The organism is Bacteroidales bacterium, assembly GCA_031276035.1.
Lineage (GTDB): Bacteria > Bacteroidota > Bacteroidia > Bacteroidales > BM520 > RGIG7150.
The window spans coordinates 49954-62028 of record JAISNV010000013.1 but is presented as its reverse complement, the minus strand read 5'-3'; the positions used below and the strand labels follow the sequence as shown (position 1 = coordinate 62028).

Annotated in this window: 7 protein-coding genes; 2 read left to right on the top strand and 5 right to left on the bottom strand. The window is 31.2% G+C overall.

Annotation, left to right across the window (positions count from 1 at the left end; translation table 11 throughout):
- Nucleotides 1-2: 2 nt before the first annotated feature.
- Nucleotides 3-1283, bottom strand: coding sequence for a TolC family protein (locus tag LBP67_03575; GenBank protein ID MDR2084056.1), 1281 nt, complete (start codon nucleotides 1281-1283; stop codon nucleotides 3-5).
- Nucleotides 1284-1382: 99 nt separating this feature from the next.
- Nucleotides 1383-2549 (bottom strand): 2-amino-4-hydroxy-6-hydroxymethyldihydropteridine diphosphokinase, encoded by a 1167-nt coding sequence (folK, locus tag LBP67_03570; GenBank protein ID MDR2084055.1) that lies wholly within the window; start codon nucleotides 2547-2549, stop codon nucleotides 1383-1385.
- 131 nt (nucleotides 2550-2680) lie between these two features.
- On the opposite strand from folK, the gene sppA reads away from it, so the two are divergent.
- Nucleotides 2681-4456 carry a signal peptide peptidase SppA gene (sppA, locus tag LBP67_03565; GenBank protein MDR2084054.1) on the top strand — a complete coding sequence of 592 codons (1776 nt, stop codon included), beginning with the start codon at nucleotides 2681-2683 and terminating at the stop codon, nucleotides 4454-4456.
- 103 nt (nucleotides 4457-4559) lie between these two features.
- Complete coding sequence (locus LBP67_03560; protein ID MDR2084053.1) at nucleotides 4560-5333, top strand: hypothetical protein; 774 nt, start codon at nucleotides 4560-4562, stop codon at nucleotides 5331-5333.
- 436 nt (nucleotides 5334-5769) lie between these two features.
- Here LBP67_03560 and LBP67_03555 read toward each other — a convergent pair whose 3' ends face one another.
- From LBP67_03555 to LBP67_03545, 3 genes are all read right to left on the bottom strand, one after another.
- A complete protein-coding gene (locus LBP67_03555) occupies nucleotides 5770-9036 on the bottom strand; it encodes a TonB-dependent receptor (protein MDR2084052.1) in 3267 nt (1088 codons plus the stop codon).
- Between the two features lie 219 nt (nucleotides 9037-9255).
- A complete protein-coding gene (locus tag LBP67_03550) occupies nucleotides 9256-9987 on the bottom strand; it encodes a C40 family peptidase (protein ID MDR2084051.1) in 732 nt (243 codons plus the stop codon).
- Nucleotides 9988-10023: 36 nt separating this feature from the next.
- The gene (locus tag LBP67_03545) at nucleotides 10024-12075 is read right to left on the bottom strand and encodes an HDIG domain-containing protein (GenBank protein MDR2084050.1); all 2052 of its coding nucleotides are present in this window, start codon (nucleotides 12073-12075) and stop codon (nucleotides 10024-10026) included.

Sequence of the window (12075 nt, the reverse complement as noted above, 5' to 3'; positions counted from 1 at the left end):
TTCTAATATAGTCCTAAATTTAATAAATAATTAGTTTTAGCTCTTTGAAGCATTATTTCATGCGTGTTAAGTTCTAATTTTGAATTCAATTCCGCATTAAGTTTTTCATAATATTCGGAAAATGTTATTTCGCCATTATTGTATTGAGATTCTGCGGCTAAGGAAATTTTTTCCATTAATTCAATAATTTGTTTGTCTTTCTTTATCAGCATATCATAACGTTCAACTTCATCTAAATATGAATTCATATTTAATTTAACGCTCATATCGAAGACAGCTTTATCAACATCTAATTTATCCTTTCCGATGTTGAGTTTTTTTCTTTCCGTACGTGCCTTATCCCAATCCCAAAAAGTCCAATTCATTTTTAGTCCGACAAATAAATAAGGATGAGCTTTTTCGTGAAAGAAATCGTAATATCCAGGATTGCCATAACCAATTCTTGCAAAGCCGTCAACCTGAGGCCAATAAGTTTTGTAAAGACTTTCTGCTGCTGAAATTCGATTTTTTTGGACCTCAAACATTTTTAATTCAGGTCTTTTGTTAATAAACTGTCTGTTAATATTTAAAGTCGGAATTTCAAAAGCAGTATTTTCATTTATGTTTGTACCGAGCAAAAGCGATAAATTTTTTGTAATGATTTTCTTCTGAATTATTCTTTCGGAAATATTTCCTTCGATTTTTATAATTTCAACTTTAATTAAATCGAGGTCGGAAGCTAAAGCCAAACCATTATTTACAGCAGCGCTAACCACATCTTTTCTTGCAACAAGCCTTTCCATTGCAAGTTGTAATTGCTCAATATAAGCGTCAACTAATATTGCACTGTAAAATATATCGCAAACGGATAGTTTTATTTTTTCAAGTTCGATATGAATGTTCTGAATTTCACTATCATATTCGCTTGATGTCAGCTCTCTTTTTTTCCTTGATATACCTGCATCGAAAACCGGTTGCTCCAAGTCTAGATTTATTCCGTAACGAAATTTATTATCGGGAGAAAATGAAATATCGCCGAGATCGGAATTGATTACAAATGAAGGAACTTCCGACTGGTATGATACGTCGCCGGAAATACTAAATGTAGGTAGATTCTCTTTTTTAGAATTACTTTTTGAATATTCTTTTTCCCTGTCAATCATTTCTATTTTATCCAGTAATGGATAATTTCTCTCAAGAAGAGCAAAACAAGTGTCCAAACATAATGTATTATTAGTTTGTGATAGAGACAATTGATAAGTTGTCGCAAGTATTATTAATATAATTATTAGCCTCTTATACATAAAAAATTTTATATTCAAAAAAATTGATACAAACTGCAAAATTATAAAAAATGTATTAACAAATGCTAATGAGTGTAAAAAAATATTATTAGTGCTCATTTACAGGCTTAATTCATATATTCCTACACACCTTTCCTTATTTATTTCAGATAATATCTTCAAATAATCACTCTCATTATTAATAAAATCGATGTTATTTGTGTCAATAATTAAAATTCTTCGATCTTCTTCTTGTTTGAAAAAATCAAAATATCCTTTTTGTATGGTTGACAAGTAGTTGGAATCGATAGTTTGTTCGTAACCACGACCGCGTTTTTTTATGTTCGATAATAAGTTGTCAATGTCAAGATAAAGGTAAACAATCAAATCGGGTTCCGGAGTTTTGGTTTTCATGATCTTAAACATTGTAGAATAAAGTTTGAATAAATCATCAGGTAAATTTTGTCCGGCAAATATAAAAGACTTCGATAAAAAATAATCAGCAATAACATGACTGTGAAACAAATCAATCCCCATTAATTGATCATTTAATTGCCGGTATCTTGTAGCGAGAAAAGATAATTCCAATGGAAAAGCATATTTCTCCATATCTTCGTAAAACTTCGGCAAAAAAGGATTGTCCTCAAATTGTTCGAGGATAAGTTTTGCATTAAAGTCATTTGCGATTTTTGTTGCCAGTGATGTTTTACCAGCTCCGATACAACCTTCGATAGCAATATAATTATAATTTAATTGTATTTCGGAAAATTTTTCATTGTCGTGAAAATTAATATTAGATGGTTGAAGTTTGGTAACAGTGAGTTTATCAGTGTTTTCCAGATATAATTCGTGAATGGATTTTTTTAGAACGGGATGAATAAAATTTGGAATAATTTCATTTAAAGGTTCCAAAACAAATCGCCTGTGAATAATTTTATCATGAGGAATTTTAAAGAAATCATTATGAAAAACAATATCGCCATAAAAAAGGATGTCAATATCAATAATCCTATTTTCGTACATATCATTTAATAATTTTACTCTACCCATTTGTATTTCAATCGATTTACAGATATGTAAAACATCAAGCGGAGAGTAATCTGCAGAAAACACAACAGCCTGATTATAATAATTCTGTTCATCATTATATCCCCATGGTTCAGTTTCGTAAACAGAGCCAGTGATTGTTATTTTACCAAAATATGATAAAAGTTTGTTAATGGCGATATTTAAATTTTCTTGTCTATCGCCTAAATTTGTACCCAACATTAAAACTAAATCCCTCATTAGCAATAAATCTTATTCTTTAAAAATAATTTTCAATATTATATAAAATTTTATACTTTTGCAATAATAAATTCAAAATTAAAATTAACAAAATCAATTTAACTTAATAACTAATTAAAATCTATTTTTTTATGAAAAGTTTCTTTAAAAGCGTATTGGCAACGTTAACCGGGCTGATTCTATTCGGAATTTTATGGTTTATCTGTTTAATGATAATGGTATCGAGCATTTCTTCGATGTCTAAAAGCACGCCCACTGTAAAACCGAACAGTGTTTTATATTTGAATTTTGATAAACAAATGTACGACAAAGCTCCGTCGGATTTACTATCTTCTTTTGATATGTTTAGTATGGAGATTCAGCAATCACAGGGATTAAATACCGTATTGGATTGTATTAACAGAGCAAAAACCGATAATAATATTAAAGGTATTTTTATTGATACACAAGGCGTTTCAGGTGGTTATGCATTTGCAGAAGAAATAAGAAATGCGTTATCCGATTTCAAGGAAAAGTCTGGAAAGTTTGTGGTAACGTATTCAAAAGGAATGTCACAAAACGGGTATTATCTTTCGTCGGTATCAGATCATATTATTATCAATCCGGAAGGTTTAATAAACTTTAGAGGTATTAGCGCAGGAACAATGTTTTACAAAAGAATGCTTGATAAACTTGAGATTGATGTAAATGTATTTCGCCCTGACGGAAATAAATTTAAAAGCGCTGTTGAACCGTATATTACGGATGAAATGAGTGATGCTAATAGAGAGCAGTTGTCTCGTTATATTACATCAATATGGAGTACCGTTATAGACGCAATAAGCAGTTCGAGAAATATCAGTGTTGCCGATTTAAATTATTACGCCGATGAGTTAATGATTAAAACAGCTAATGATGCAAAGAATTTAAATTTTATAGACCAAGTCGGACAGATTAATGATGCATATGCTTATATAAACGGCTTGCTTGGAGTTGAGAATGATAAAAAAGTAGAACAAATAAAAGTGGAAACTTACAGTAAAGTTCCTGAATCTAAGAAAGAATTATCAAAAGATAGAATTGCGATTATTTATGCTTTAGGAGATATTATTGACGGTAAAGGGAGTGATATTCAAATTGGTGATGAAACTTTAGCAAAACAAATAAAAAATGCGCGCTTGGATAAAAATGTTAAAGCCGTAGTTTTCAGAGTTAATAGTCCGGGTGGTAGTGCATTGGCTTCGGAAATTATTCTTAATGAGATAATTTTAACTAAGGCAGTGAAACCTGTAATAGCTTCTTACGGTACTTACGCTGCTTCTGGAGGTTATTATATTTCTTGTATGGCAGATTATATAATAAGTGATAAAAATACATTAACCGGCTCTATAGGTGTTTTCGGTATGATCCCCGATGCGCATAAATTATTAAATAATAAAATTGGTATTACAACCGACTTTGTTAAGACGAATAAGTATTCTACGCCGCTTTCGGTACTTTATCCCATGTCTGCCGGCGATGCAGCTTTTCATCACACGCATGTTAATAATGTATATAAAACATTTCTCGGTCATGTTGCAAAAGGAAGAAATATGACTGTTGAAGCAGTTGATGCTATTGCGCAAGGCAGGATTTGGACAGGAACCGATGCACTTGAACTCGGTTTGGTTGATGAGCTTGGCGGATTAACTCGTGCGATTGAAGTTGCCGCAGAAAAAGCTGGATTAGAAAATTATAAAATTGTAAACTACCCCAAGGAAAAATCATCTTATGAACAGTTGATGGAAATATTAAGCGGTAATAGTGATACTGAAACTAAAATTGCTGCGGAATTAGGTGAATTATACCCATTATATCAAACTATGCGTGAAATACAACAGATGTCGGGCATTCAGGCAAGAATTCCTTATAGAATTGAAATACGTTAATTATAATTTTTTGTGAATAACTTTTTTAAAAAATAACTACATTTGCACAAAATTTATTGAAATTGAAACACGTTTAAATATTAACTAATTAAAAATGAAAATTATGAAAAAATTTAATTTATTACTTGTAGTTCTTTTAGGTTTAACTATTGGACTAACATCATGCAAAGACCCGGTTTATGAAGAACCTGTTATTACTGTTCCAACTGAAATTACAATTGATCTTGACAACATGGATGTTGAAATTTTAGCAGGAACTATTGTTATTGATGCTGAGGATGAATTCCAAAGTGTTACATTTACATCTAGATTTGAGGATAATACATGGGCAGAAATATCTGTTACTCAGTTTTCAGGTATTACTTATGCATTTACCTTTACTCCTGAACAATTGGCTGCAAAAGAAGGAATGACTAAGATTGAAGTTTTTGTAAAAACAGTTAATAAAACAGCTTCGGCTAATGTTAATGTAACAATCGTTCCAGTGGATACACCATTATCAGCTCCTGAAACATTTTCATGGCACCGTTCAGGTACGAATGCGGGAACAGGATTAGATGTATTCGGTTTGGAATGGAAAACCAACACTACTGACTTTATGATTAAGATTACTCCTGCTGAAGGTACAAAACTAGTTCAGTTTACTGATGTAACAGTTTGGAATACTCTTACGACAAAAGAAGCATTAGCTGTTGCAATTGACGCTGCTACTTCTATTGATAGCTTTGAGTTAATTCCTGCTAAAGACGATACACAAACATTTAACTATGTAATTGCTACCAAAAAATCTGATGGTACTTATTATTTGATTAATCCTACTAAACGTGTATTGGTTGGTACATCCGACAGAACAGTTACAGGTGAATATAAGAATTAATAAAACATTATAATTATATTTCAAAAAAGCTGTCCAATCGGACAGCTTTTTTTGTGTTGTCATTAAACTAAGGATGAATAATGTATCTCTCCCTTTATGAATTTATATGTAACTTGGAAGTTACAATGATTTAAAACTTAGATTTATTTCAAAATATCCGAGATTACCTTTACCTTTTAATTCTTTTATTGGAAGTTGTTAATAATTTATTCAACCAATATTGTTGGCTGAAAATACAATAAAGTAATTAATATATGTGGAATTTATAGTCATATAATTAATTCAGAAACTCTTGGTTAAGGGGTATGTTTGGTAATGTAAGATTATTTTAGCAAGATATTATTAATTCGGCTAATTGTTATATATCTTGCCAATCCATAAAAAAAGGCTACCCATTTGAGTAGCCTCTTATATAAATTATTTATTAAACTCTTTTTTAGAAGATATAGCGTAAGCTGAACGATACTGCCCAAGTTGACATTGTACCTGCATATTTATTCCATTTAGGATTGGTAAATGAATATTCTCCATTGTTGTAAGCTAAAATTGCATTTGAACTAAGTTGAGAAACATTTCCCCAAGACGGATTTAATAAATTAGCAAGATTGTAAATATCAACACCAACTTGAAGAGTGTTGCGTTGATCGGCAATGAAGAAATAAAAATCTTGCATAAATTTAAGATTAATTGTATGTCTCCAAGGCATAATAGCACCATTACGTTCTGTATATTTACCTATCATTGAGCTTAAATATTTATCTTCTTGAACAAAAGTCCAGAAATTAGTTTTATCAGTTTCAGAAGCCCAATTCATTTTGTCTAATTCGGTTTCTGTCGGTACATATAATAAGTTAGATGCACCACCATCACCAACAACATTAGAACTTAAAGTATAAGAATATCTTGAATATCCCCAAGTTCCTGCATAACCGTATCTGTATCCTTCATAGAATAAGCTTATAGTTGAAGCAAAATATTTTGCATATTCCTTACTGTAGCTGACACTTGCAATAAATCTGTCGGGAGTAACATATGATGAATATCCGAGATCATGGTTATTTGCTCCAGAAACATAACTGTCAATTGAGAATGCAGAAGTAATTTGGTCGCCGCTTCCGTCAATTGCAGATTTACTTTCAGATCTTGTATATGCAACCATTGCAGTAAAACCTTTGTCGAATTTCTTTTCCAACATAGCTGTTACAGAATAATACCAACCTTTATTATCAGTGTTTTCAATTAAGTAAGGAGTGATATTTCTTCCCAAAGAATTTCTAATACCTTGTGAAACCCATGTTTCTCTTTCATCAACGCCTTCAATTAGTTCAACTGATCCTGATTGTTCGATTCCTAATTTTGTTACGGCAACTGAAGTTAATTCTTTGCTGTAAATACCTTCTACTGTAGCTTTAATTCCCCAAAATAAATTAATGTCTAAAGCTAAAGAAGATTTCCAATTTTGAGGCATTCTTAAATCTTTAGAAAGTAAGGTAGGACTTGTTGGTGCGGAGAGTTCTTGTTTTTCAAAGGCACCACCATATAATGCTTCCAGAATACCGTCAATATTATCATAAAATGTAATAGGAACATTGTTTTCAGCAATGTATTGGGCTTGAATTACGTTACTGTTACCTGCAACTGAAACGATCCATACAAATGGGAGACGACCGGTGAAAATACCTGTTCCTCCTCTAAGTACCAAATTACGGTTGCCTAAGATATCCCAGTTAAAACCAAGGCGCGGAGAGAAGTTTACTTTTGCGCTAGGCATATCCGAAGTTGCATAGTTGGGGAATGTTTCATGATGTACGCCATCGCCATCAGTCCATCCTTCTGTAAATTCTATATTGTAATTGTTAGCTAAAGACGGGTATGTAGGAACTTCAACACGTAATCCCAAAGTACCTTTGAAGTTTTCACTAAATGCTACTTCATCTTGCAAATAAACAGAGTATTGCATGTATGTGAATGAAGGATATTCCTGTGTAAGTTCATTGTTATTAGGATGAGTAATCATAAATGATTTTGGGGCATTATTTTCTACAAAATCTTGCCATGAATTATAAACATAATAACCCGCTCCACCTTGCATATAACCGTTTTTAGTTTTATCCCATTCGAATTGAAGACCACCGGTGAAAGTATTTTTACCTAATTGATAACTTATTTCATCGGTTACAATTACTGTGGAAACATCACGTAGATTACCGTATGTAAAAGGATCCGGACCGAAAGTTGTTAAAACGCTGTCATTTTCTAAAATATCAACAGTTGGGAATAAATCTCCTACAAAACTTCTCGGCTCATGTTGTTTTGAATATGTAGCACGGAATACATTATTAAGTTTTCCATTAAGGAAACTTGAATTTAATTCACCAGCAATAGACATAAAGTTTTGTTCTTGATAATAACGTGCACTTTCAAAATAAAGAGCGTTCATTGAAGTACGTCCTACAGTATTTCTATTATAAACATTGCTGGAGAACGGACTTATTGAGCTTGATGGATCGCTTGAATATTTATTGCTTGTTTGTGTGAAACGAACATTAAGTTTATGGTCTTTATTAATGTTCCAGTCGATTCGAGCCAATAATTTATAATCGGGAGTATTTGTTGAATAGTTTTGATATCTACCTGGATCATAACCGTTAAAATTCTCCATTAAATAATTTCTTATTTCATCCATTTGTGAAACTGTAGGGCGGTTATATTGATTCTCTGAGCCCCATTCTTGATCTTCGTTTTCACGAGCTAATCTTGTTTGACCTGTTGCAATATCTGTTTCATATTCAAAATTAACGAAATAGAATAATTTGTCTTTAATGATAGGGCCACCTATATTAATACCTACAGTATTCTTTAAAGTTTCGCTCAAGTTAAGTTTTTGATAATTATTTGTACTGTCTTTATCACCATATTTTTTTCCTAAAAATGTGTCGTTAGTGAAATAATCGTACACAGAAACATGTAATTTATTTGTACCGCTTTTTGTAACAGCCTGAATAGAACCGCCTAAGAATCCGCTTTGACGAACATCATAAGGTGTAAGGCTTATTGATATTTGATCAAGTGCATCAAGAGAAATAGGACTACCACCAGAAGGAATATTTTGTCCGATACCGAAAGCATTGTTAAATGCAGCACCATCAACACTAACGTATGATTGACGATAGTTACCGCCACCTAAAGCCGGACCACTTGCAGAAGAAGTAGCTTGAGGAGTTAGTTTAATAGCATCGTTTAAACTTCTTGTTGTAGTTGGAATAGATGTAATTGCTCTTTGGTCAATAGCAGTTACTGCTCCTGCGCGTTCAGTATTCATATTAGAATTCATAGATTCAGCAGTAATTTCTATACCTTCAATTGTTTTGCCTTCCACCAACCTAACATTTAAAATATATGGTTCACCCAAATATAGTTGAATATTTTCATATTTGGCAGTATTATATCCCACGTATGAAAATTCGATAGTGTAAGGACCGCCAACACGCATACCCTGAATAATATAACGGCCGTCATTATTGGTAACTGTGCCGTATGAAGTGCCTGATGGAATATGCTTTACCAATACGGTAGCACCCGGTAAAGAACCATTTTTGTCGGTTATTCTACCCGACATGCTGGATGTAGTAACCTGTGCAATAGACGAAATAGCAAAAAACATTGCTGTAAACATCATAACAATTCGTAGAATCTTTTTCATCTTTAATAGTTTTTTTAGTTAATAAATATTAGTTAATAATCAATTATATTTGTTTAATTAAAAACTTTCATAATTAAGCTTACAAAAGTAGTAATAAAAAGAAATCTTTAACAAATTTTTGTTAAAGATTTCTAAGCTGTTCGTTTTAAATCGGTTTTTTTGTAATGCTCAAAAGAATAGTTGATTACAATTTTAATTGTTGATAAAACCAAATAATTGTTAATAACTTTTTATTCCTCTTAGGAAATGCGTATATTTTTTCCCGTTAAAAATCCCCGTATTATCAATGTAATCTATTTTTACTTCACCGGAGCAATGAATAACTTTTTCGCTGCTTAATAAGATACCTACATGATTTATACTTTCTTCATTCCCGAAAAAAACTAAATCGCCTTCGTGTGCTTCTTGTATAATAGGTATGGCATTGCCGTGCTTAATTTGTTCAGAAGCATCACGCGGTATATTTATATTGTTAATTTTATATATTATCTGTGCAAAACCGGAACAATCAAAACCCATGAATGTTCTACCACCCCAAAAATAAGGAGAATTAAGAAAATATTTTGCCGATTCCGCAATACTTGTTTTCTTTATCAATTCACAATAATCAGAAATCTTGTAAATATTATTATTAATGACAAAAAAATTATCACTATTAGGTTCTGTGATTGCTGAACCTGCAGGAATAATAATTTCAAGATTGTTGCGATCCAATGCTTTTATATATTTGTTACGAATGATAAAAGTTTTTTGTTCTGAATTTAATTCTTCGTAAGAAATATTATCTATCCAGCCTATATAGTTATCATAATTAGTTTTAATTAAAAGCCAATCATCCATTTTATCTAATATCGTATAAGTTTCTCCGAAAAGTATTTGAGAAACCATTTCACTTCGATGACTTTTATCGGCTCTAAGTGGTATTTGCGATTTTAATACTATACCTTGCATATTAATTAAGAGTTAAAAGGAGTGATAAATTAATTGTTAATTTTCGACGGTTGGGTATTTTATACGTAAATGAAAGCTGCTTTTAAGACTTGAGATGAAAACTTTTTTTACGATTTCAATTTCTTTTAAAGTAATATTTGTGTTAGTGAATTGTTTTTCAGCAATCTGTTTGTCGATGATGTTGTTTACTAAATATGTGAGTTGTTGTTCATCTGTGTCTTGAAGACTTTTAGATGCGGCCTCAATAGAATCTGCCATCATAACAATGGCTGTTTCTTTGCTAAAAGGTTTCGGACCGTGGTATCTGAATACTTCTTCATTAATATTTTCTTTACCATACTGTTCGATAGCATTTCTATAAAAGAATGAAGTGTACCTTGTTCCGTGATGCGAACGAATGAAATCTTTAATTACTTCCGGCAGATGACTTTTTGTAGCAATTTCAATACCTTTGGTAACATGCGAAATTAAAATTTTAGCACTCTGTTCCGGTAGAAGATCTTCATGCGGATTTGTGTTTTTTATCTGATTTTCGGAAAAGTAATAAGGAGCATCCAATTTACCTATATCATGATATAATGCACCGACTCTGGCTAAAAGTACATTTGCGCCGATCTTTCTTGCAGCATTTTCGCTTAGATTAGCTACCTGAATACTATGCTGAAAGGTACCCGGAGCTTCGGTTGATAATCTTCGTAAAATCTTATTATTAGTATTTGAAAGTTCAATTAAACTTATATCCGTAGTATATCCGAATATTTTCTCAATAAAAAATATTATTGGGTAAGAGGTAAGTAAAAGTATTGAATTTAATAAATATTGTTGAATAAAAGGGAAGAAAACGGAAGTAATTGTATCTGTTTTACTTAGATTGTATGCAACATAAATAATACAATAAGAAGTGAAAGCTACAAGCGTTACAATAAAGTATTGTGACCGCTTTTCAAGTTTGGAAATAAACGAAATAACAATAATTCCGGTAATTATATTTGATATACAAAAATAAAACGGATCTGGTACAATAACAGCAGCCAGCAACGTTGTTAACAGCATACCCCAGGTTGCAATCTTGTAATTAAAGAATGCCCTGAAAATTATCGGAACAATACATATCGGAACAATATAAACGCTTTTTGGATTATTACCGTAAAGTATAGCTGAAATCCAAGCTATTATTATAACTATAGTTAAAAGAATTAATAAAAACGATTTGTTATATTTTATGATATTGGGTCTGTTTATTGTTAGAAAAGCCATAAAACTAAGACATATAATTAAGTATATGACAGTTCTGCTCAATCTATTGTTAATTAACGTGTTGTCATAAAAGCTATAAGCATTCTCCAAAGATTGTAAAATAATGGCAGTATCTTTATTTATGATACTACCTTCTAAGACAATTAACTCTCCTTTATGTACTTTCCCATATGAAACGGATAAGTCGTCAATAGTTTTTTTAGTTTCGAGATTTGTTTTGTTTCTATCAAAGTAAACATTATTGGTAAAATGAGTTTCGGCAAGTAAATTAATTGCTGTATTATCAATATTTTTTAGCTGAGAACAAACATTAGAAAATTTTATATTTGCCGACTGGATAGTAAAAATATCTTTAAGGAAAACTTTTCTGATTGTATTATCCGAAATCAGATAAATAATGTAATCGTCATTTTTATTATTTATTATGTCTTCATGTGTAATGATACCGGTATTAACAATTACTTCAAAAGTGTATTTAATATTTTTTAAACTAACGGAGTCAATTTTATTGTTTTCCGAGTATTTATTTAATGCTTGATTGAATTTATCAATTTGAGTATTTGTTACATCTTTATCAATATAGTAATATTGTTTTGAGTTTTCTTGTATGTCTTTGATTTCATGTTCAAGAAGTGTAGTGCTTTTATTAATCGGAAAATCGAAAGGAGCAATAAGGTCGCTATAATTCCATGTATTACCAATTTCATAAACATAGTTGAATGTATTTTTCTGCGGCATAAAATACACTGCGGAACAAATTATTAAAATAACAAGTATGAATTTTAAAATAAGGTTATAGTTATCTATTATATATTTAAAAAATTTTCTCAT

Bases quoted from the DNA above. Each gene is read 5' to 3' on its own strand.
- LBP67_03575 (MDR2084056.1), bottom strand. From the start codon at position 1,283: ATGTATAAGAGGCTAATAATTATATTAATAATACTTGCGACAACTTAT.
- sppA (MDR2084054.1), top strand. From the start codon at position 2,681: ATGAAAAGTTTCTTTAAAAGCGTATTGGCAACGTTAACCGGGCTGATT.
- LBP67_03560 (MDR2084053.1), top strand. From the start codon at position 4,560: ATGAAAAAATTTAATTTATTACTTGTAGTTCTTTTAGGTTTAACTATT.
- LBP67_03545 (MDR2084050.1), bottom strand. From the start codon at position 12,075: ATGAGAAAATTTTTTAAATATATAATAGATAACTATAACCTTATTTTA.
- LBP67_03555 (MDR2084052.1), bottom strand. From the start codon at position 9,036: ATGAAAAAGATTCTACGAATTGTTATGATGTTTACAGCAATGTTTTTT.
- folK (MDR2084055.1), bottom strand. From the start codon at position 2,549: ATGAGGGATTTAGTTTTAATGTTGGGTACAAATTTAGGCGATAGACAA.
- LBP67_03550 (MDR2084051.1), bottom strand. From the start codon at position 9,987: ATGCAAGGTATAGTATTAAAATCGCAAATACCACTTAGAGCCGATAAA.